General features: G+C 45.9%; 20 protein-coding genes and 1 pseudogene. 17 read left to right on the top strand and 4 right to left on the bottom strand.

Annotated features, from left to right (window positions below; genetic code table 11):
* Together Q0140_RS07355 and Q0140_RS07350 are read left to right on the top strand one after the other, a co-directional pair.
* Positions 1-214 (top strand): annotated as a pseudogene (locus Q0140_RS07355) (hypothetical protein); the annotation flags it as partial.
* 162 nt (positions 215-376) lie between these two features.
* The gene (locus Q0140_RS07350) at positions 377-919 is read left to right on the top strand and encodes a hypothetical protein (protein ID WP_297963367.1); all 543 of its coding nucleotides are present in this window, start codon (positions 377-379) and stop codon (positions 917-919) included.
* A gap of 696 nt (positions 920-1,615) precedes the next feature.
* Here Q0140_RS07350 and Q0140_RS07345 read toward each other — a convergent pair.
* A complete protein-coding gene (locus tag Q0140_RS07345) occupies positions 1,616-4,225 on the bottom strand; it encodes an AAA family ATPase (protein WP_297963365.1) in 2,610 nt (869 codons plus the stop codon).
* Between the two features lie 216 nt (positions 4,226-4,441).
* Between Q0140_RS07345 and Q0140_RS07340 the strand changes: the two genes are divergently transcribed.
* The 8 genes from Q0140_RS07340 (at position 4,442) to Q0140_RS07305 (ending at position 10,731) form a co-directional block, all read left to right on the top strand.
* Positions 4,442-5,731 carry a S41 family peptidase gene (locus tag Q0140_RS07340; protein WP_297963369.1) on the top strand — a complete coding sequence of 430 codons (1,290 nt, stop codon included), beginning with the start codon at positions 4,442-4,444 and terminating at the stop codon, positions 5,729-5,731.
* Between the two features lie 10 nt (positions 5,732-5,741).
* Positions 5,742-6,461, top strand: coding sequence for a phosphoribosylaminoimidazolesuccinocarboxamide synthase (gene purC / locus Q0140_RS07335; protein ID WP_291937547.1), 720 nt, complete (start codon positions 5,742-5,744; stop codon positions 6,459-6,461).
* A 3-nt stretch (positions 6,462-6,464) separates the two neighbouring features.
* Entirely contained in the window at positions 6,465-6,701 is a 237-nt protein-coding gene (purS, locus tag Q0140_RS07330) for a phosphoribosylformylglycinamidine synthase subunit PurS (protein ID WP_297921703.1), read from the top strand.
* On the top strand, positions 6,698-7,363 hold the full coding sequence (gene purQ / locus Q0140_RS07325; protein WP_297963363.1) for a phosphoribosylformylglycinamidine synthase subunit PurQ: 666 nt from the start codon (positions 6,698-6,700) through the stop codon (positions 7,361-7,363). The genes purS and purQ overlap by 4 nt, the downstream gene beginning before the upstream one ends.
* Positions 7,357-8,649: an SH3 domain-containing protein gene (locus Q0140_RS07320; RefSeq protein WP_295152901.1), complete on the top strand. Its 1,293-nt coding sequence runs from the start codon at positions 7,357-7,359 to the stop codon at positions 8,647-8,649. The genes purQ and Q0140_RS07320 overlap by 7 nt, the downstream gene beginning before the upstream one ends.
* Positions 8,630-9,316 (top strand): lysophospholipid acyltransferase family protein, encoded by a 687-nt coding sequence (locus tag Q0140_RS07315; protein ID WP_297921710.1) that lies wholly within the window; start codon positions 8,630-8,632, stop codon positions 9,314-9,316. Before Q0140_RS07320 ends, Q0140_RS07315 begins: the two co-directional genes overlap by 20 nt.
* Before the next feature lie 440 nt (positions 9,317-9,756).
* Positions 9,757-10,233 carry a hypothetical protein gene (locus Q0140_RS07310; protein WP_297963361.1) on the top strand — a complete coding sequence of 159 codons (477 nt, stop codon included), beginning with the start codon at positions 9,757-9,759 and terminating at the stop codon, positions 10,231-10,233.
* 15 nt (positions 10,234-10,248) lie between these two features.
* Positions 10,249-10,731: a hypothetical protein gene (locus tag Q0140_RS07305; RefSeq protein WP_297963359.1), complete on the top strand. Its 483-nt coding sequence runs from the start codon at positions 10,249-10,251 to the stop codon at positions 10,729-10,731.
* A gap of 272 nt (positions 10,732-11,003) precedes the next feature.
* Here Q0140_RS07305 and tsaD read toward each other — a convergent pair whose 3' ends face one another.
* The 3 genes from tsaD to Q0140_RS07290 all read right to left on the bottom strand — a co-directional run bounded on the left by tsaD (position 11,004) and on the right by Q0140_RS07290 (position 16,117).
* The gene (gene tsaD, locus Q0140_RS07300) at positions 11,004-12,011 is read right to left on the bottom strand and encodes a tRNA (adenosine(37)-N6)-threonylcarbamoyltransferase complex transferase subunit TsaD (protein ID WP_297963357.1); all 1,008 of its coding nucleotides are present in this window, start codon (positions 12,009-12,011) and stop codon (positions 11,004-11,006) included.
* A gap of 285 nt (positions 12,012-12,296) precedes the next feature.
* On the bottom strand, positions 12,297-13,691 hold the full coding sequence (creD, locus tag Q0140_RS07295) for a cell envelope integrity protein CreD (protein WP_297963355.1): 1,395 nt from the start codon (positions 13,689-13,691) through the stop codon (positions 12,297-12,299).
* A gap of 368 nt (positions 13,692-14,059) precedes the next feature.
* Positions 14,060-16,117 (bottom strand): TonB-dependent receptor, encoded by a 2,058-nt coding sequence (locus tag Q0140_RS07290; protein ID WP_297963353.1) that lies wholly within the window; start codon positions 16,115-16,117, stop codon positions 14,060-14,062.
* 283 nt (positions 16,118-16,400) lie between these two features.
* On the opposite strand from Q0140_RS07290, the gene exbB reads away from it, so the two are divergent.
* From exbB to Q0140_RS07255, 7 genes are all read left to right on the top strand, one after another.
* Positions 16,401-16,820 carry a TonB-system energizer ExbB gene (exbB, locus tag Q0140_RS07285; RefSeq protein ID WP_177389024.1) on the top strand — a complete coding sequence of 140 codons (420 nt, stop codon included), beginning with the start codon at positions 16,401-16,403 and terminating at the stop codon, positions 16,818-16,820.
* Positions 16,821-17,204 carry a TonB system transport protein ExbD gene (gene exbD, locus Q0140_RS07280; protein WP_297963351.1) on the top strand — a complete coding sequence of 128 codons (384 nt, stop codon included), beginning with the start codon at positions 16,821-16,823 and terminating at the stop codon, positions 17,202-17,204.
* Positions 17,201-18,031: an energy transducer TonB gene (locus Q0140_RS07275; RefSeq protein ID WP_297963349.1), complete on the top strand. Its 831-nt coding sequence runs from the start codon at positions 17,201-17,203 to the stop codon at positions 18,029-18,031. The genes exbD and Q0140_RS07275 overlap by 4 nt, the downstream gene beginning before the upstream one ends.
* A 332-nt stretch (positions 18,032-18,363) precedes the next feature.
* Complete coding sequence (locus Q0140_RS07270) at positions 18,364-19,311, top strand: NAD(P)-binding domain-containing protein (RefSeq protein ID WP_297963347.1); 948 nt, start codon at positions 18,364-18,366, stop codon at positions 19,309-19,311.
* Positions 19,308-20,549 carry a methyltransferase gene (locus tag Q0140_RS07265; protein ID WP_297963345.1) on the top strand — a complete coding sequence of 414 codons (1,242 nt, stop codon included), beginning with the start codon at positions 19,308-19,310 and terminating at the stop codon, positions 20,547-20,549. The genes Q0140_RS07270 and Q0140_RS07265 overlap by 4 nt, the downstream gene beginning before the upstream one ends.
* Positions 20,542-20,901 (top strand): YkgJ family cysteine cluster protein, encoded by a 360-nt coding sequence (locus Q0140_RS07260; protein ID WP_297963343.1) that lies wholly within the window; start codon positions 20,542-20,544, stop codon positions 20,899-20,901. The genes Q0140_RS07265 and Q0140_RS07260 overlap by 8 nt, the downstream gene beginning before the upstream one ends.
* A partial coding sequence (locus Q0140_RS07255; RefSeq protein WP_297963341.1) for a hypothetical protein occupies positions 20,880-22,451 on the top strand: 1,572 nt, incomplete at its 3' end. The genes Q0140_RS07260 and Q0140_RS07255, both read left to right, overlap by 22 nt.

Raw genomic sequence — 22,451 nt, 5'->3', positions numbered from 1 at the left:
CGTTCTTGATTATGGATTAGATGAAAAAGTTTCAGGTATCCAATATAATAAAGTCTGGAAAGTATTGTCAATAGTGCCAAATGGTAGCGAAAAAATATCAGTAGATGAAATTTTTTCACTTTTAAAAGAGCAACTTATAGTATTTGGGCTTGATGGATTATATAAGCAAGGTGAGAATTATAAAGTCACGTTGATAGATGCAAGAAAAGGATAAATAGTTTTTTATCCGATCAGAGTTTAGCTCGGTAAATTTTAAAATTTAGCGCAGCGAAAGGCTAATTTGATGAGGAATTACGACAAAGAGTTTTGAAAACGTCGAAATAAAACGCAACATAAAGGCCGAATTGGTCTTAAAAGCTATAAATTAGGGGCTAGGGTGATAAAAGAGTTCATTAAAAAATGCTTTGAGCTAAAAGGGGTGAGGATTTTATTCTGGATCGCCTTGCTCTTTTTTACTATAGACTGCTTGGGCATTATATTTGCCAGCATAGATGCGGTTTTTTTGGCGGAGTATAGCGGTTACGATATCGCAAATCCGTTTTCTATCGTTTTAAAAGCTTTTGAACTAACGTGGCACGAAGAGGCGAGCGATAGCGAAAGCGATATTTTCGGCGCTATGGTATTGTATCTATTTTGCGCGACGGTAATTTTGCCTCTGATCATCTGCTGTTTTGTATTTTCCAAAATAAAGGCTTTTATTCTGCTGGATAAAATATCCGCCGCATCTGCATTTTTTATAAGTTTATTTTATGCTTATCCGCTAGCTGCGATAATCCTGGCAAGAGCCGATTTGACTTGGTTGGGACATCTGTTTGATCGCTCAAATTTTAATTTTAATATAATGATGATAAGCGTTTTATCGTCGCTAATAATCGCATCTGTAACGGTTTTTATTCTAAAAAGAAGAGATAAAATTTAATGTGGATAAGTTTATGGGATCATCTTTTTTTTTGACCAAATTTTGCGTAAATTAATACGTAAAATTTTGTGAATAGGGCTCGAGAAATGGAAATTTAAAAGGGCAAATTTTGAAATGATCTTGAAATTTGTCTCTGCTTCAGATTTGAAATTTCAAGTTGCGCAGTTTGGAATTTTGATCATTGACTTCAAATTTTAAAATTTTAATCCCGCCTACTTTCTTAAATTTTATAATCTAAAATTCTCGTGTTTCAAACCATGCAGCTTGAAGTCGCTGCTTCTTAAATTTAAAATTCTAAGCTCTGAGATGCGGAATTTCACTCGATAAATTTTAAAATCTAAGCCGGAATTTTATTTGGTAAAAATTTTATCGGGTAGAATTCTGCTCGGTAAATTCTTAAATTCTATAGAATGCTACTATGTGAGAGGGAAATGAGATTTTAAATAGAGCATTTTAATTCCCAATGGGATGGATTTACTAGATAGAGGCTTGATCGGCGTAGCGCTTGAAGCTCTCGTTTTAATTCCCAACGGGATAGAATTCTACTTTACATCGTAGAGAGCATGAATAGGTTTCAATTCCCAAGGAGATAGATTATTAGCCCAATTTATATTAATAAAGTATTTTAGATTCACCTCGCCAAATTTACTCCACCAAAGCGCGGAATTTACCCTGCAAGATAAATTCCGCCGAATTTTACTTCACCCTCTTTATTTCGATTTCGCCTTCGTGCGCGCCGATTTCGATCCGATCGCCCGTTTTGATCTCGTCGCTTAGGATCATATCGGCGATCTTATCCTCCACCAGATCGTAGAGCGCCCTTCGTAGCGGTCTTGCGCCGTATTCGATATCAAAGCCCGCCGAGGCGATGAGCTTTTTGGCATTTTCGCTTAGGCTTGCGTTAATGCCGCGATTTGCTAGCGTTTTTTGCAGGCTTTTAAACATAATGCCCACGATTTTTATAAGATCGTCCTCGCTTAGGGCGTTGAAGATCACGATATCGTCCAGGCGGTTGATAAATTCGGGCTTGAAATAATTCTTCAGCTCGCTCTTTACCGCCTCCTCTCGCTCGGCAAGCGCGATCTCGCGCGGCTTGTCCGCATTTTTGGCGTCAAGCTCCATAATCTTAGCTGAGCCGATATTGCTCGTTAGGATGATGATCGTGTTTTTGAAATCAACCGTAACGCCCTTGTTATCGGTTGCGCGCCCGTCGTCTAAAATTCCAAGCAGGATATTAAAAACGTCTTTGTGCGCCTTTTCGATCTCATCAAAAAGCAGCACCGAGTAGGGCTTTCTGCGCACAGCTTCGGTAAGCTGTCCGCCCTCATCGTAGCCCACGTATCCAGGAGGCGCACCGAGCAGGCGCGAGACGCTGTGTTTTTCCATATACTCGCTCATATCAAAGCGGATCATCGCTCGCTCATCATCGAATAAAAACCTAGCGAGGCTCTTTGCGCTCTCGGTCTTGCCGACGCCGGTAGGGCCTAAAAACAAAAAGCTTCCGATCGGGCGGTTTTCGTTCACGAGACCGGCTTTGTTGCGCTTGACGGCGCGAGCGATGGCGTGCAGCGCCTCGTCCTGCCCCACGACGCTTTCTTTTAGATGCTCCTCGATGTGGAGGAATTTCTCCTTTTCGGAGGAGAGCATTTTGCTTACCGAGATGCCCGTCCATTTGCTTAAAATTTCAGCCACGCTCTCCTCGTCCACGCGGTTTCGCAAAAGCACGCCGTTTTCTTTCATCGCGTCCCATTTCGCCTCAAGCTCCTTAACCTTTGCTTGCGCGGCAGGGATCTTGCCGTATTCGATCTCGGCAGCCTTACTAAGATCGCCGTTGCGTCTTGCAAGGCTAGCTTCGTTTTTGAGGCTGTCGATCGCTTTTTTCTCCTCGCTGATGCCGCCGAATACGGACTTTTCGTTTTCAAATTTAGCCTGAAGCGCGTTTTTCTGCTCGGTTAAATTTTCGATCTCTTTGTCGATCTGCGCGAGCCGCTCGTCGTTTTTGCCGTCATCCTCCATCTTAAGGGCTTCCTTTTCGACCTGAAGCGTAAGGATGTCGCGCTTGGCCTTGGCAAGCTCGTTTGGCTCGCTTTCGATCTGCATTTTAAGCTCCGCCGCCGCTTCGTCAATGAGATCGATCGCCTTATCAGGTAGAAATCTATCGCTGATGTAGCGGTCGCTTAGCCTTGCGGCCGCCACAAGCGCGCTATCGGTGATGGTGACGTTGTGATGCACCTCCAGCCGCTCCTTTATGCCGCGCAGGATCGCCGTAGCCTCGCTCACGCTAGGCTCCGCGACCGTTACGGGCTGGAAACGGCGCTGAAGCGCGGCGTCTTTTTCAAAATACTTTCGGTACTCTTTCAGCGTCGTAGCGCCGATCGCGTGTAATTCGCCACGCGCAAGGGCGGGTTTTAGGATGTTTGCGGCATCCATCGAGCCTTCACTTGCGCCCGCGCCTACGATGGTGTGAATTTCGTCGATAAAAAGCACGACGTTAGCGGCTTTTACGACCTCGTTTATGACGGCTTTGAGCCTATCTTCAAACTCGCCGCGGTACTTCGCGCCCGCAATCAGCGCACTCATATCAAGCGCGATGACGCGTTTGTTTTGCAGGCTGAGCGGAACCTCTTTTTTGGCGATCAGTTGCGCAAGACCCTCGACGACCGCGGTTTTTCCCACGCCCGGCTCGCCGAGTAGGATAGGGTTGTTTTTCGTCTTGCGGATTAAAATTTGCATCATTCGCGAGATCACCTCGTCGCGACCGATGACCGGATCGAGCTCGCCCGCGATCGCCTTGGCGGTGAGATCGACGCCGAATTTACTAAGCGCCTCAAGCGTCTCATCAGCGGTTTGCGAATCGATGCTTTTACCGCCGCGAAGCGCCTCTAGCTCCTTTTTGATCTCGCTAAGATCTGCAAATTTAGATAGAATTTTCTTTAGCGGATCTGCGTTTAAATTCGCGATCAGCCAAGTGTCTACGGCGATAAATTTATCGCCCGAGCTCGTCATCAGCCCTTTTGCGAGCTCTAGCGAGTTCATCAGCTCGCGCGAGATTCGCACGTTTTCCTTCGTGACGTTTGAGCTCGTAGGCAAATTTGAAATTTCGCTTTTGATCTCAAGCTCGACCGTGGTCTTTTCGATGCTAAATTTATTAAAAATTTGATTTAGCACTGAGCCGCTGTCGGCTACCAAAGCCCAAAGCATGTGTAATACGCCCACTTCGCTATTTTTGGAATGGATCGCCAAAGAAACGCTGCTTTCGAGCAAAGAGCGCATTTTGTCGGTTAAAATTTCAATAGTTTCGTTCATAAATTTTCTCCTAAAGTTGAAGTTGATTGCATTATATAACTTTAGTCTGTTTATGTCAAGGTTTTTTAGTGAGATTTTAAAATTTTCGGCTTAAATTTATTCGTAAACGCGCAAATTTCGTATGAAATTTACCTTATTTTTAGCCAATTTTCTATAAAATTCACTCCATTTTACTTTCAAGGATAAACTTTGCGACAAAAACACCTCTTCTTCGGCTTGGGATTCATATTTTCTCTATTTTTAGGCGTCAGTTTTTTTACCGGAAATTTACAAGCCAGAGAGGTCAATGCGACCAAAAAGCCAGACAGCGAAAAAACGCGTCTGGAGGCGCTAGCTAAGCTTACCAAAACGCTTGCGATCGTCGAAAACAATTATGTCGATGAGATGACCTTTTCCGAGCTCGTGGACAAGACGATCTCGGGGCTTATGAATAACCTCGACGCGCACTCAAGCTATATGGACGAAAAGGCGTTTAACGACACGAAAGTCCAGACCGAGGGCGAGTTCGGCGGGCTTGGAATTCAGGTGGGTATGAAAGACGGCGCTCTGACCGTCATCTCGCCTATAGAGGGCACTCCTGCCGATAAGAAAGGCATTCAGGCTAACGACGTGATCTTGCGTATCGACGGCAATGCGACCTTCGGTATCACGATCGACGATGCAGTCTCAAAAATGCGCGGTAAGCCGAAAACCAAAATCACTCTAACGATCGTGCGCAAGGGTGTTAGCAAGCCTTTCGACGTCGAGATTATCCGCGATATAATCAAAGTAGAATCGGTCTATGCCAAGATGATTGAGGACGATAAAATTTTATATCTGCGCGTTACGAATTTCGATCAGCACGTAGTTCCGGATGCGAGCAAATTTATAAAAGAGCATAAAGACGCCAAAGGCATTATTTTGGATCTGCGAAACAACCCGGGCGGGCTTTTGGATCAAGCGATCGGGCTTGTAAATTTATTCGTCAGCAAAGGGCTTATCGTCTCTCAAAAAGGGCGCGCGAAAAACGAAACCGAAGCGCATAACGCCGATCCTAAAAAGAAGATCACCGATTTGCCTCTGGTAGTGTTAGTAAACGGCGGCAGCGCAAGCGCGAGCGAGATCGTAAGCGGATCGCTTCAAGATCTAAAGCGCGCCGTGCTGGTTGGTGAAAAAACTTTTGGTAAGGGAAGCGTGCAGGTGATCCTACCGATCGAGGATAAAGAAGCCTTGCGACTAACCATAGCGCGATACTATCTATCAAGCGGTCGCACCATCCAAGCGGTGGGCGTGACGCCTGATCTCATAGTGGCGCCGGGCAAGGTGCCGAGCCGTGACGAGGATGAATTCTCGCTAAAAGAAGCCGATCTCAAAAAGCACCTGCAAGGCGAGTTAGCCAAGGTCGAGACCAAGAAAAAAGATGCTCAGAAAAAGGATGAGAAAAATTTCATCACCGCAGAGCAGATTAATAACGACATCCAGTTAAAAACCGCAATAGACGCGATAAAAATTCTAAACATCAAGTAAGGAGAGTGTGATGCAAGCTACCAAAAAAGAGCTTATCTACGAAGGCAAGGGCAAAAAGATGTGGTCGGTTAACGAAAGTGACGACCTTTTGATCTCGGAATTTAAAGATTCGCTGACGGCGTTTAACGGCGTCAAAAAAGCCGAAGAGAGCGGCAAAGGCGCGCTGAATTGTAAAATTTCGACGCTGATTTTCGATCTGCTTAAAAAGCACGGCATCGACACCGCGCTTGTTGAGACGATCAGTCCGACCGAGCAGCTCGTAAAAAAATGCAAGATTTTCCCTCTTGAGATCATCGCTCGTAATATCGCCACCGGCTCGCTTACAAAGCGCCTAGGCATCAAAGAGGGCACGAAGCTTCCGTTTACACTGGTGGAGTTTTGCTACAAAGACGACGAGCTGGGCGATCCGATCCTAAACGACGAGCATTGCTTGTTGCTTGGCGCCGTAAAGAGCCAAAGCGAGCTTGACGAGCTCAAAAAGATCGCGCGCAAAATCAATGAAATTTTGATCAAATTTTTCGACGAGCGAAATTTAAAGCTCGTGGATTTCAAGATCGAGCTTGGCAGAGATAAGGACGGCAATATCCTACTTGCAGATGAGATCAGCCCTGATAGCTGCCGCTTTTGGGACAAACAAACCGACAAAAAGCTCGATAAGGACGTATTCAGGCAGGATCTTGGTAGCGTAAAAGTGGCCTACGAAGAGGTCTTGCGTAGAATTTTAGGATAAGCGATGAAGGTAATTGTAAACGTAAGGCTTAAGCAGGGCGTGCTCGATCCGCAGGGCAAGGCGGTTTTGCACGCCCTCGCTGCGCTTGGATTTAGCGGCGTGCGAGATGTGCGCGTAGCCAAACAGATCGTCCTTGATATAGATGGCGAGGATAGGGATAAAATTTATGCCGATGTCGCTAGAATGTGCGATGAAATTTTGGCAAACACCGTCATCGAAGACTACGAGATCGTGATATGAAGGTAGCGATCGTCAATTTCCCCGGCACGAATTGTGAGCGCGACACCAAATACGCCTTTGATAAGCTCGGTTGTGAAACGCAGATAATCTGGCATAAAGAAACCGACATAAACGCCGATCTGATCGTGCTTCCCGGCGGCTTTAGCCACGGAGATTATCTGCGGACGGCGGCTATTGCCAAATTTAGCCCGGTGATGAAGGCGGTTCTCGCTCATGCTGCGCGCGGCGGCTATATCCTAGGCATCTGTAATGGCTTTCAGATGCTTTTGGAGCTAGGCTTGCTCGCAGGCGCGATGAATAAAAATATAAATTTAAGCTTCATCTCAAAATTTCACCATCTGCGCGTCGTTTCAAACGACAATAAATTTCTGCACTGTTGCGATAAGGGCGAAATTCTAAATATCCCGATCGCGCATGGCGAGGGAAACTATTATGCGTCTGCAGATACGCTGAAATCGCTATACGACGAGGATTGCGTGCTGCTAAAATATTGCGACGAAAATGGCGCGGATCTAAATCCGAACGGCTCAGTGGACGCAATCGCGGGGATTTGCGATAAAAACAAAAAGATTTTCGGACTGATGCCGCATCCTGAGCGCGCGATAGAGCCTATTTTGGGCGGCACGGACGGAGAGAAAATGCTAAAAGGCTTAATTTGCTAAAAAAAATTCTTACTATTTTAGGTGTCTGTACGCTTGCGTTTGCTGCGCCGGAGATTGAGATCGATTCGCTTGATGATCTAAGTAAATATGCGCCGAAAAAAGCTGAGGATAAGCCCGACGAGCCGCAGACGCGCGATAATTCCAAAGTGATGCTGAAGTATAATAAAAAAGAGGTTATGTCGATGGATAATCTAAGCATCGACGATCTTAAGGCTTTGGCGCCTACTAACGAAGTCGATCTTGATGTATCCGACGATAAGGTCTATCAGGACATTAAGCCTAAGGAGCTTACGCTAAAAGCCAGCGGGATGCCTAGGAAGGTGTATTGCAATCAAATTTTTAAGATCGATTTCGCCGTATATTTGGGGCAGAAAATCACCGTTAAGCCAAAGCTAGAGATCAGCCGCACCAATGGTATGAAGTGGCTTAATGCCGATAATCTTACGTGGATCGAGGGCGACGAGATGTTTGAGACGACGCTGTGGTTTGCGGCAAGCGATAAGAGCGATAAGATAAATGAGCTCGTTTTGACCTTGCAGCGCAATGGAGAATTCTTTGAAAAAAGCTCTATTAAGCCTGATAATCCGGAATTTATGAAGCTTGACACGAAGCCTAATTTTTCGCATATCGTAGCTGACGAGCTGAAACTTAAAAACTACAAAACTACTAAATTTGACGACGCTTCAAATTTACTCACGCTTGATCTTGGTATCCGAAACGGCGCAATCAGCGCTTTTAGTATCGATAATCCAGCCATTATCAAGCAGGGGGTGGACTCCGTGCGCGGCACATACGCGAGCCAAAGCGGATATTATTTCGCCGTCGTAGATAAAAATATCACAAATTTAGACTTCAGCTATTTCAATCTTAATACTAAAAAATTTGAAAATTTTGGGCTTGAGCTCAATCCGCGCGCTGAGGATCTTAGCACGCAGATTGGGCTAAATCCGAAAGAGAGCAAGTTCGAAGCCTACAAGCAGATCGCGATCTACACACTAGCTGCCGTGCTTTTGGTGATGTTTCTGCTTAGTAAAAATATCACGCCGCTCATCTTTGCGGTGCTGATTTTGGCGGTAAATTTCTATGCGCAAAGGCCTTACGGCACGGGCAGTATCGCGCAAAATTCTCCGGTTAGAATTCTGCCTATGCAAAGTTCCACCGTGTTTTACGTGACTAAAAATCCCGAAAAGGTTGAAATTTTGGGTACGAATAAGGAATTTTATAAAATTATGCTGGGCGGCAACAAGATCGGTTGGGTTAAAAAAGATGAGCTTAGCAAGGATTAGAGCGCTATTTTACGCGATTTGGTTTATTTTTACCGTCGTTTGCGTCGTGATCGCCATGGCGGTAAAAAACTCCTCTCATCGCCGCTTCCGCCGCATTTGGGGGCGCTTCCAGCGCTACGGCGTCGGATACGATATCCAGATCATAGGCACTCCCGATCCGCGCGCGCAGTTAGTAATCGCCAACCACCAAAGCATAATGGATATTGTTGTGCTTGAAGAGACTCATCCCGCCGATATCTGCTGGATCGCTAAAAAAGAGATCGCAGACATCCCTATCATCGGCAAAATCATCACTCTTCCGAAGATGATCCAAGTCGATCGCTCCAATCCGCGCGATCTGGTGCGGATCGTGCACGAAGTGCAGCAGCGCGTGAGCGAAGGGCGCGTCATCACGATGTTTCCCGAAGGCACTAGACATCGCGGCACGCAGCTTTTGCAATTCCAAAGCGGCGCCAAAGCGATCGTTAGCAAGCTTGGTCTGCGTGTCCAGCCCGTGGTACTCATCGGCACGCAGCACATCGCAAACTCTCACGATTTCACCGTCCATAGCGGACATGTCAAAATCATCTACCTAGACCTGCTCGATACGAGCGATAAAGATTGGCTGCAGCACGCCAGAGACACGATGCAAGCCGTAATCAATGAAAACGAAACCGCCGAAGCATAGGCGGGATTCATAAATTTATCGATAAAATTCAAACGCGACTTTTACTAATTCGCGCGATTTCTGTGCGCTAGCGCGTTTATTTGCGCTTTGATTTGCGGCGGCAAAATTTTATAAAATTTCATCCGCTCGTGTTAAGCGGCGTGGAATTTTAAAATTTCGTTCGTGCGCGTGGACGACGAAATTTTAAAATTTTATCCATGCGCACAGGCGGTGGAATTTTAAAATTTCATCTAAGCGGCAGGCGGCGAGTTATCGGCAAGAGATAGGCAAGAAAACAGCGCCTGTATAAAAGCGAAATTTTAAAATTTACGCGGCGCGGCAAGATAGATTTTAGCGTATATTTAGCCATTCGCTCGGCAAAGGGCTAAACGATTTGTCGCAAGGAGAAAAGACGATAACTCGCAAGCAGCCTAAAATTTTAAATTATTAAGGAGGAGAGAATGGCATTTATTACAGAGTATATTTCAAAAGAGGATATCGAGAAATACGACTTACTAAAACCGAGTAATGAGATATGTGAAAAGTATCATCAAGTTAAGCTGGAATGGGCTATTCTAAATTCAAGAGACTGGTGTATAGATCGAGAAAGAGGTATTTGGCTTTTTTCAGTGTGCAGTATCACTATCGGAGATCCGAGAGATATGGAATTTAGCGGTGAAGATATATGGCTTTTGCATTATAGAGGCAAAGATATAGAGATCGATTTAAGGAATATACATAATAAAAATACTAGTACGAAAATTACGGATAATCCGTTTAAAATAATCTATGAGCTAGAATCCATAAGAAGTGATATCGGGGATATGCCAAAGCAAGAGATTGTAAATATTTTAAAAGAAATTTTAAATGAGTATGGCGATGGAGGATCTATTATCCCAAAAGAAAATATTCGAGTAACTTTCGTATCAAAAATTTAAAGAAAAGGGGATAAAGTGGCGTTTGTAGCAGAATATATTTCGAAAGAGGACTTAGAGGAATACGATATTATAGACACTGTTAATAAAATTAGAACAAAATTTAGAAAACCCTTATTGAGCAATCAAGATATTAGATGGTTAAATTGGGTAGTAGATAAACAAAAACAGACCTATCTTATCTTTATCGGTAGCCCTCAACTGCCGGATCCACGAGATGGCTATACGGGCGAGGATATTTGGTTGTTTCACTATAAAGGTAAAAATATCGAGCTTGATGTAAGACGAATTTATGATGAGACAACGAGTAAATATTTCACGGAAAATCCATTTAAAATCAAATATAAATTCCAAAGCGTAAATTCTGATATTGGAGATATTTCAATGGATGAAATTTATGAAATTTTAAATGAAGCATTATTGGAATACGGAGATGACGGCATTGATGGCAGAAAATTTCTGCCAAAAGAACACGAAATCGTAACTTTTCTGCACGATTAAGAAAACGTAAAAACGACAAGCTAACAAAAAGTCGATCAAATTTTAGCAGATATTGCAAGCGACAAGGACGTGCAACGTTAGCGGTACCGATGGCGGTGCGAGAATGAAAGGAGTTTAGCAAAACGTGGCGCGAGCCTGAAATGCGATGTGTAAAATCAAAGTGAATTTTATCCAAAACCCAACCGTGAGCGAGCGCGAGATGAAATTTTACTCAAACGCCCAGCGCATGAGAATCCGCTAGCGGACGCAGACTATTTATAAATTTTAAAATTTCACTCAAACGCCGAGCGTAGATTTAGATGCGGGATGATCTCAAGCTCTGCGGGCGAGACGAACTCCTTTTTACGCAGCTTTTCTATCGCCGCGCGCGCGATCATAGCGGCGTTATCGGAGCAAAATTTCATCGGCGCGAAAAGTATCTCGCAGCCCGCCCGCTCGCACAGATCCGTCAAAAGCCCGCGCAGATGTAGGTTCGCGCTCGCTCCGCCCACGACGCCGAAGCGCGCAAAGCGCCGCAGCTCAAAGATCCGCTGCAATTTATCCAGTATGTGCGCGCACGCCGCGTCCTCAAAGCAGCGCGCCAGATCGCGCATCGCCCGCTCATCCAGCTCGCCCGCCTCTTTTAGCTTTTCGATCTGCACGCGCACGGCGTTTTTAAGCCCCGAAAAGCTATACTCCAGCCGCTTGTCGCCCTTCAGCGGTACGGGCAGCTCAAATCGCGGCTCGCCGCCTTTTGCGAGCTCCTCGATGAGTGCGCCGCCCGGATAGCCAAGGCCTAGCATCTTTGCGATCTTATCGAAGCTCTCGCCGAAGCTATCGTCGCCGGTGGTCGCTAAAATTTCGATACCCCCCGCAGCGTCAATATCTAAAACCATCGTATGCCCGCCGCTAACGAGCAAAACGCCCATCGGAAACCGCGCCTCGCCGCCTAAAAACAGCGAGTAAACGTGACCTATGAGATGATTTACGCCGATGAGCGGCAGATTTAGCGCGAGCGCGAGCGCTTTTGCCATATTCACACCGCCGATCAGGCTCACGCTGAGCCCCGGGGTATTGGTCGCTGCGACGGCGCTAAGCTTGCTAAAATAGGGCTTTGCACGCTGTAAAATCCGCGGCAGCGCCTCAGTATGCAGCCTCGCGGCAAGCTCGGGCACGACGCCGCCGTATTTGGCGTGATCGGCTTCCTGGCTTATTTTTTCGTAAAATTTCAGCTCGAAACTGCGCTCATCCATCACCGCGACCGAGCTGTCGTCGCAGCTGCTCTCAATAGCAAGTATCACACGAAATCCTTAAAATTTTTCGCTCATTATACTCAAAAATCGGCGCAGATGAAATTTTAAAATTTAAAGCGGCGCGCTCTAGATTTGGTCGCGACGTGCTCACGCTCGCGGGGCTAAATTTAAAGCGTACCGTTCGGCTCGGTCGCAGTTTGTCTGCCGCGGCGGATAAAATTTTAAATAGATGAAATTTTGGCAGTTGAAATTTAGCGAGCAAATTTAAAATGGCCTTTGGATTTTAAAGCTCCAAAGGCCGTTGCGATTAAATTTGGTGGTAAATTTAAAAGGCTAAATTTCGGGCTCTTGTTCCTGTTTTTTCTCGCCGCTTGGAATCGCCGTATCGTACCAATCAAGCTTGCGAGTAAAATACATAACGAGCGAAATCACCGCAAAGATCATCAGACTTCCCATTAATAGGGCGTAGTCTTCGGAATTTAAGATGACATAGAGGATCGCATATGAAACGAGCTGAACGCAAGTGATGAAAATGCCCCAGCGCGCGCCTTTGAAAATCGCGCTCGCGTAGAAAAATACTATCGCGCTGACCGCGATCGCCGAGATGGCGTAGCTGATCGCAAAGCCGATGTGTTCGGAGAGCGAAAGCACCAGCAGGTAGAAAACGACGTCCTCAAGCCCGATGAGTAGATACTGGATCGGGTGGATGCGCTCGTGAGTATAAACCTCGCACAAAAAGATCGCTAAAAACGGCACCGCTAAAAATAACAGAGCGTAATCCGTGCAGCGCTTAATCAGCGAGTAGTTATTCACGGGCTCGATGAAGCCGATGCTTACAGCATCATTTCTATCGTCGTTGCTGCGCCAGTTCGTCATAGCGACGCGGTCATCTTGATCTGCAAGCCACGCAGGAGCAATGCCTGCGGCTAAGCCTGTAACTTCCCACGAAGCTTTAAAACCGCTAGCGCTTACCTCGCGCGATTTGGCGATAAAGCCGCCGCCAAAGCTAGGCGATGCCCAAGTAGAGCTAATTTCAAAACGGCTATTTTGCGCGATCGGAGCTAGATGAAGTGCCTCGCCGCCTTGAATTTTAAGCGTGCCGCTGATGCTAAAATCAGACGACAGCGCGGAAGCGGGGAGCTTGTAGATTAGGCTTCGATCGAAAATTTTAGCTTCGGTGTTGCCGTGATATTGCTTAAGCTCCTTGCCGTTTAAGCTTAAAGCGGGGGAGGCGGTGAAGGATTTTTGATTGCCTACGCCGAGCACTAGCACGGCTTCGTCGAAATTTAGCCGCGCAGGATCGACGCCGAGCTCGGTATAGTTTATCGCCTCAAAGTCCGCCTTAAGCGCAAAATCGCCGTTATATATCGGAACGCGAAAAATCCCGCGCTTTAGATAGGTGGGGTCGATCTCCGCCGCGAGGGAGTAGTTTTTAGGCACGATGATGAAATTTTTCTCTACGCGCCTTTTTATGAGCTCGTTGTTGCTTTTATCTATCGCTTCGATTATCTCTGCGTAGGGCACTACGATCGCAAGGCCCTGGATTTGCAGCTCGCCGCCCACCGGTGTGAGGATCGAATCCTGCGCGAGCTGTTTGGTTTCGGAGCGGGAGTAGGTAAGATTATCGATAAAGCTTAGCGGGATTAGCAGCAGCAAAAGCAGCACTAAAACTATGAACGGTTTCGTCCAAAATGCCCCTCGGATGGCGTTTTTAGTATAATTTAACAAAGGCTCTCCTTTTAAGTAGAATTAAAAACAGAATTTTAACGATGAAGAGTAAACGGACGGCGCTTGAAGCGGGAGGAATCTTATAAATTCTAAAGGAACTTTGGATGTGAAGCGCTGCGGATATCGCTTTGAATTTTGGGGATTTCGCTGCAAGCTAGAATTTCATTGCGAATGAGAATTTTGCTATTTGCAAGAATTTTACGAGAAAATTTCTGTTAGTAGGATTTAAAAGCTTGAAATTCTAAGTCTAAGAATTTCAAATTTATAAAGCCCTTGGAATTTTGAAATTCCAAGGGTTTTGAATTTTTAAAATTTCGCCGCTTTAGCGTGCAAAATTTCGTACCGTCATCTCGCGTAAGCTTTAAAATTTATACGCCACGCTTAGCTTGAAATTTCGTCCGGGCTCCCAGTCGATAGCATTTGAATCTCCGGTGAAATCGGCGCTGCGAGTGCGATGCGTAGGCTTTATCAAAGAGATTGTAAACGCCCGCGTTGATCTCAAGCCCTTTAAATCGTCCGCTATCTGGAGCGTAAGTGACGTATAGATCGTGAACCGCGTAGCTAGGCACTTTTGTTTTTTCGTCGCTATTTGCGGAGGCTACGTTTTTGGAGTTGAAAAAGAGCAAGTTATAGCCCAGCAGTAGATCCGCCGCAGAGATTGCGTATTCGGCATTGAAGGTGTATTTATCGCCATAGTCGCGGTAGCCGATGATGTTTGAGCTTAGATAGCCCGAGCCCCTGCGTACGCGGTCTTTATATTCTACGTGCTGGTGTGTGTAACCCGCAGCAAGGCTCAAATCATCTAATATCAATCTTGCGAAAAGCTCGACGCCGTCAATATCCGCACCGCCTGCGTTAGCCCTGCATAAGGTGCCCTGCGCGCCTCCCGGGCAGCCGACGATTCCGCCCACCGCATTGTTATCTACGATGAGATTTTTATACTCCGTCCTGAAGTACTTGGCGGTTAGGCTTACCGAGGAGTTCTCTCCTAGCTCGCTTTTGTAGCGACCGCCTATTTCGTAGGCGTTGCCCGTAGTGGCTTTTAAATTTTCATTGGCCATCCAGCTTAGTGGTCTGCCGCGGCTAGTACCCGCAGCCATCATGCTCTCCATTACGTCAGGTCCTCTAAATACTCGCGCATAGCTCGCAAACGCTCCAAATCCCGCGCCAATCTCGTAATCAAGCGCTAAAGCAGGGCTTACTTCGTCAAATTTATATTTGTAGCTAGAGATATTAGCGCCTCTACCGTTGTAAGTCTTTAGCTCGTGCCTTTCGTAGCGCACGCCAGGAGTTACCGTAAGCCCGCCGTAGCGCATAGCATCCTCGATATAAAAGCTATAATTATCGACCTTCTCGGGGCGTAGATTGCCGGGCTTAACATAGTTTTCGGAGCGGTAGTAATCAAAGCCGTAGCGTAGCGTATGAGCCAGATCGCCCGTTTCAAATTTACTCTTAGCGCCGATTTTGCCGCCTTTGGTCTCGACGCCCCATTTTACATTTGTCGAGGTTGATCCGATGCGCTGATGCTTGGTGTAGTATCCCGTGATGTCGAGTTCTAGCAGGTCGCTTGGATTATACGTGTATTTGATCGTGTGTGTATCGCGCTCGTATTTGCGGTTATCCAGCTGCCCGTTTAGCCATGAGCCGAATTCCGCCCGCAGCGGATAGAGACCTTTATACTGCATATGCTCGGTAGAGAGCGAAATTTTATGAAAATCCAAAAAGCTATAGCCCGCTTTTAATAAATAATTTATATCGTTGCCGTCGCCGCCCGTAGGCTTGCCGTTGCCCGATTCGCCGAAGCCGTATCCGTAGTGCTTAAACGCAGCAAGCATATCTAGGCTATCAAACGCTCTGCCGTAGAGCATCGCACTTTGCGAATAGCCTTCGTTATTGCTCGTATAGCCCACTTTGAGCTTGGCGCCGATATCTTGACCCTCTTCGAGCAGGTCGCTGGCATCCACAGTTTTAAAAGCTACCGAGCCACCCAAGGCGCCCGAGTCGTTCACGACTGAGCGCGCGCCGACATCGACCTCTACGGCTTTGATAAGATCCGGATCGATTAGTAAATCGGCGTTGTGATGAAAGGTATTGCCGTTTTGCTTCGCGCCGTCAATCGTGATATTTAAACCGCGATCGCTTACGCCGCGCATATAAATTTTTTGATTCATGCCGTTGGTGCCGCCTACGTAAACGCCCGGAATATCGCGAAATACGTCTTTTACGAGCGTAGCGTTACGGGTGTTGATTTTTACATCATCCACGGTGCTAGGCGTGCTAGAATCGCTAGTAACTTCGATTACGCCCAGGCTTTGCCTATTTGAATCTTTGCTTTTGGATACGTCCGTAGCGCTTGATTTCTCGTCTGCTTGTGCGCTTAAGCAAAGAACTGCGCATAAGGACAAAGCCAGATGAAATTTTTTCATACGAAACTCCTAAATGATAATGAGATTAAAAAATGGCGAATATATAAAATTAATCCTTTATTTTATATTAATTATCAAGACATTTTAAAATCATTAAAATTCTATCACCGAATGCTTTATTATCATTAAATAAAGCTAAATGATAAAATATAATTTAAATATCGATCATCAAAATTTTAGTAAAAATTAAATCTACTTTTGATAAAATCGCTCATTTTTTGGCAAGGCACTTTGCTGAATTTATAAAAATTTTTAAAATTTTTAAGGAGAGCTTATGGGCATTATGGAATTTTTGGCGCATTACGTGGATTACATTATCTTTGCGATCCTCGGATTTATGAGCTTTTTAGTCGTGTGGTTCAGTATCGAAAGGCTGCTTTTTTATTCGAAGGTTAAGGCGAGCGATTACAAAAGCAAGGCGCTATATGAAGAGGCTCTGACAAAAAATTTAACGACGCTTTATATTGTTTATTCAAATGCCCCGTACATTGGTCTTTTGGGCACAGTTATTGGCATTATGATCACATTTTTTGATATGAGTACTGCAAGCGGTATCGATACCAAGGCTATCATGCAAGGTCTCTCGCTTGCCCTTAAAGCTACGGCTACCGGTCTAGTCGTCGCCGTGCCTACGCTCATCATCTACAACGGTTTCGTCCGCAAGGTCGATGTGCTTCTAAACCGCTACGATGAGGTTAAATAAATGAGCATTCCTAGACGAGACGGGCTAAATATCGTCCCGTTCATCGACATTATGCTGGTGCTGCTAGCGATCGTGCTTAGTGTCTCGACTTTCATTGCGCAGGGGCATATTAAGGTAAATCTTCCATCTTCTTCAAGCTCGCAAAATCCGCAAGAGGATAAAAAAGTTACCATCAAAGTAGATAGCGAATCTAAAATTTATCTAGACGATGTCGCAATAAGCGAGGATGAGCTTGAGAAAAAAATTGCCACGCTCGATAAAAACGATCTTGTCGTGTTGAAAAATGATAAAGACTCGAAATTTTCCTCTTTCATTTCGATCATGGATGTCCTAAAAAAGGCAGGCCATGAAAAATTTGCGATCGTGACCGAAAAAGAGCAATGAATAAAGATAGCGCAATAGGCTTCATTGTATCTTTGGTGCTGCATTGCATCATCGCTGTGGGTGTTTTTGTTCTTTTATCGTCGGCACCGAAGCCGCCTAGCATGCCCGATATGATAGCCTTTTCCATCGATAGCATAATGGATGATGCCAAGCAGGGCGATATCTCCGATGAGCCCAATATCCCGCCTCCTTCCGATCAGTCCGAACCGGATCCTGAGCCCGAGCCCATTCCGCCAGAGCCCGAGCCCGAACCGGAACCAACTCCGCCTGAGCCTGAGCCGATACCTGAGCCAGAGCCGATTCCTGAACCGGAGCCTATACCAGAGCCTGTAGTCGAAAAACCAAAACCGGTCGAAAAGCCTAAGCCAAAGCCGGTAGAAAAACCTAAGCCGAAAAAAGAGCATAAAGTTCAAAGCAGCGATAGGAATTTAACGGCTAAATTTGACCCGACAAAGCCTGTTTCACTGGGTAGCGGCGGGGGCGGGGGCTCCAGTAGCGCAGGCGGCGGTAGCGACGCTATAACAAGCCGCGGCGATCCTAGCAATAGCGATGTCGGCAAGAAAATTTTTGCCATCATTTCGCGCTACGCGCAGTCGCATTATCCTAAAAATGCCCAACGTATGCGTAAAATCGGCGTCGTAGGCGTGCACTTTACCTATACGGCAAGCGGAGATGTTAAAGGTCTTCGCGTTACGTCTTCTTCGAATGTCGATTCGCTTGATGAGGGCGCGTTAAGCGCAGTCGAGCGCACCAAAGGTAGCTTTCCAAAGGTCGAGAAAGATATGGAATTTAACTTTAGCATAAAATATACGCTAAATTTTAACTAGCCTTAAAGCTTCTACTAAAAACCCCTGCCTGGGCGGTGAAATTTTAAAATTTTACCGCTCTTGCCGCTTTATCTTAGCTCGCAAAATTCCATCTTGGCGAAGTAAAATTTTAAATTCGCCGCTTTTGCCGCATGAGCTTTTATAAACGGATTGGCGCCGTGAAATTTAAAATTTAAACGTAGAAAATTATGTCTTTTCAAATTTAGCCAAGCAAGCATCTTATAAGCGTTAAAATTTTAAATTTAAGCTGCGAAATTGCTAGGAAATTCCACTGATTTTAATGGAATTTTTACTATAATTTCGTATGAAATTTAAAAGATTAAAGGAAATTTATGATAGACGTTTACGACTTGGCGGTGATCGGCGGCGGTCCTTGCGGCATCGCTTCCGTAGTAGAAGCCAAAAGAAACGGGCTCGCGCACGTGCTTCTGCTTGAAAAAGGCGACAACCACTCTCAAACAATTAGGCAGTTTTACAAAGATAAAAAGCGCGTCGATAAAGAATATAAAGGTTTTGACAGCGAGACGCGCGGCTCTATTTCGTTTGAAACCGGCACAAAAGAGAGCGTGCTAAATTATTTCGACGAGCTCTTAGATAGCGACGAAATTGATACGAATTTCAAAAGTGAGGTCGAAAAGATCGAAAAGCACGCAGATGAGTTTTATATCACGACTAGCTCGGCTGGATACCGCGCGCGCAACGTCATCGTCGCAATTGGCAGGATGGGCAAGCCTAATAAGCCCGCTTATAAAATTCCGCCTTCGATCACGCAACGGGTAAATTTCAATCTTGATAAATGCACGATTAATGAAAAAATTCTAGTCGTCGGAGGCGGTAACTCAGCCGCGGAATACGCTATAGCGCTATGCAAGACCAATGTCGTGACGCTTTGCTATCGCAAGCCTAAATTTACCCGCCTAAACGAGACGAACGAAAGCGACGTAATGCGCGAGACCAAATACGGCAACATCATCTTGCGTTTAGGCATCGATATAGAGGCTCTTGGGAATGAAAACGGCAAGGTGCTGGTAAAATTTGATAATGGCACCGAGCTCGTGTTTGACCGCGTGATATACGCGATCGGCGGCACGAGCCCGATTGATTTTCTTAAAAAATGCGGCATCGCTTACGATAAAAACGGCGTGCCGATCGTGGATGAAAATCTTCAAACCGCCACTAGTGGGCTTTACGTGGGTGGAGATCTCATCAGCAGAAGCGGCGGATCGATCGTGGTGGCGATAAATCACGCCCATACCATCATCAAAAATATTCGCAGATGAGGCTTTATCAGCCAAAAAAGGGCTATCGCTACACGAGCGATACGATTTTTTTGTGGAATTTTATAAGAAGCTCAGGCGTGCGCAAGACTGACGCAGCATCGCAAAATGGCTCTTTAGCGCTGGGCTGTGGCGCGGAATTTAAAGACGCGACAGATGGAGGCTTTAATGCGCAGTTTTGCGCTTCGGATTTCGCAGGCGGCGAAGCGGAATTTTGCGCCGAGGATTGCGCTTTTAGCAAAGAAGAGTCGTATGCCGCTAACCATAGCGTGGGGAATGATCGCGATTTTGGAAGTAAGGGCTGCGCTGAACTTAAGGCGGAATTTAAAATGGAATTTCAAGCGGAATTTCAGGAGAAATTTCAAAGCGAGCGCTATAAAAATTCCTATTTTCAAAACGACGAAGCCTGGCATACTTTAAAGCCCGATATCGCAAGCGGTGAAAATTTTAAATTTTGTGACGAGCAAATCGCGCAGCCTTTAGAATCTAAAAAGACGCACGATAAAGATTTTGCGAGCAAATTTAAAGACGCCAAAGCGCGCAAGGATTTTGCTGCGGAGTGCTTGTTTGACGGCGGGTTTGCCGCTTGCAATGATCGTAGCCCCAAAGGCGCGCTAAATCCGCGAGCGATATACGGCGACGTGCTGGATGTGGGCGCAGGATGTGGAATTTTAGGGCTTTTGCTAAAACGCGATTTTGAGAGCATTAATCTAAGCTTGCTAGAAATTCAAGAGCGAAATTTAGAAATCTTAAGGCTGAATTCTTTGCAAAACGATCTACCTGCCGAGATTTTGCACGCGGATTTTGCGGAGTTTAAAAGCAAAAAACGCTTCGATTTTATCGTCTCAAATCCGCCCTTTTATCGAGAGCGCATTTCGCTTAGCAAAGAGCCTCATATGGCGCTTAGTAAGAGCGCAGCAAGCCTTAGCCTACGGGATTTTGTGCGATCTGCGAACGCTCATCTTAAGCCAAGTGGCACACTTATTTTTTGCTACGAGGCGGGTAAGCTAGCTAAAATTTGCGAGCTTTTGGGCGAGTTTAGGCTAAATTTGACGAGGCTTGGTTTTGTCTATCCCGACATTTCAAAGCCCGCTAAGCTCGCGCTTTTGCAGGCTCGTAAGAACTCGCGCTCGCCCTGTGAGATCACCATTCCGATCTATGCTAGTGCGCACGGAAAGCGCACCGCACAAGCCCACGCGATCTACAAAAGCGCGGATTTAACGAGCGTGGATTATGAGTGAGTTTGGCTTTAGCTTTGATGCAAGCGCGTGCGAGCGCTGCGGCGGCAAGTGCTGCACGGGAGAGAGCGGCTATATCTGGATAGACGAGAGCGAGATCGCGGCGCTGGCGGTAAAATTTAAAATTTCGCCTGCAAGGCTTAAAGAAATTTATTTACAAAAAATAGGCGCTAGATTTAGCGTAAAAGAAAAGTCCTTTGAAGGCGGTTTCGCGTGCGTGTTTTTTGACGAAGCGCAGCGCAATTGCGGGATTTACGAGCTGCGCCCGAAGCAGTGTCGTAGCTTTCCGTTTTGGGAATATTTTAAAACGCATACTAAAGAATTGGAGGAAGAATGTATCGGGGTAAGGTTTTAAGCGGAATTTTAATCGCGGCGATGATTTTAGCGCCGCAGTATCTAAGTGCGGAGAGTGGGACGAATGCTGCAGCGGCGAAGCAGTCCGTTACGGATAAAAAGGCGTCTGATCGGAATTCCAGCATTGGCACAAAAAACAGTGCAAAAGATGCAATTAAAAAGAGCTTGATAAATCGCGGCGTAAGCGCTAAAAGTATAACCAAAGAAAAGCTAAACCACGCGATGCGAGCGCAAGAGGACGCCGAGCTAAATTTCGATTTGCTTACAGCTTTGGAGCTACTGCATAAAGATCCCGTCGCATCGATGTTTTTATACGAAAAGGCATACAATAAAACGGGCTCGTCCGTTTATTTGTTAGAGGCGCTAAAGACTGCTTTTGCGATCAAAGATCGTAAAAATACGGCGCGCTATTTAAAGCTCGGCGAAAAAAGTCTAAGCTCAGACTCTGAGTATCTGCGAGTAAAAATCGGCTACTACTTAGGCATTAAAGATAATCTAAATGCCAATACCGCTGCTCTTAAGCTAGTCACCGTAGATCCCGTTTCGCGTAGTTACGCGATCTTAGCGGCGACATATTATGCGATGGAGAATTTTACTTTAGCCAAAACCTACTTTGAAAAAGCCTATGAGCTAGACAAAACTGACGAAAATCTCATCAGATTATGCGACGTGCTGCTAAATAAACTCGATGATTCGGACGGAGCGATCCGCATCATCGAGACGCACAGGCGCATCTACGGCTGCGCCCAGGGTATGGCGTGCGAGCTGCTAGCTGATGTGTATCGCGCGAATAAGCGCTATTTAGATGTCGCTAAGATCGATGAAGCGCTGTATGAAGCCAAAGGAGATAATAAATTCTTAGACGATATGATAGCGATTTATTACTACTCAAACGACTTTGATAAAATAATCGAGCTTTTGAAGAAATACGACTACAAGCGCGAGCTTCTAATCGATGCCTACGCGCATAAGAAAGACTATAAAACCGCGATTAAAATGGCACGCGATGAGTTTATGAAGACCAAAAATTACGACTTTTTGGCGATCGAGGCGATCTACGAATATGAAAGTGCGGGCAAAAGCGTGGACGCTAAAACCCTGTCTAGCGTAGTGGCAAAATTTGAAAATATCGCGCCGCAGCTTAAAGACCCCGTGCACCTAAACTACTACGGCTACATCTTAATAGATCACGATTTGGACGTTCGCAAGGGCATCGAGCTCGTCCGCCGCGCCCTGCAAAAAGACCCCGACTCACCGTATTATCTGGACTCGCTTGCTTGGGGATACTACAAGCTTGGCGAGTGCGACAAGGCTAAAAATGAAATGGCTAAGATCAAAGACGCAGAATTTTTTAATTCCCCCGAAGGCAAAGAGCATTTGGAGGCGATCGATGCGTGCGCCGCTGGCACAAGCGTAGCGCCGCAGAATTCTATATCGCAAAACCCCGCTACGATAAAAGGCTCCGCGCCGAAAGATCAGGCGCCGCAAAGCCCGGCAACAAAAACCCCTTCGCCTAATTCCATAAAATCTACGGCGCCCGAAAGCTCTGCG

The sequence above is a fragment of the uncultured Campylobacter sp. genome (assembly GCF_938045405.1).
In the GTDB taxonomy this organism is placed as follows: Bacteria; Campylobacterota; Campylobacteria; order Campylobacterales; family Campylobacteraceae; genus Campylobacter_B.
Note: the sequence above shows the minus strand (reverse complement) of the source record. Positions and strands in the feature narration are given on the sequence as shown.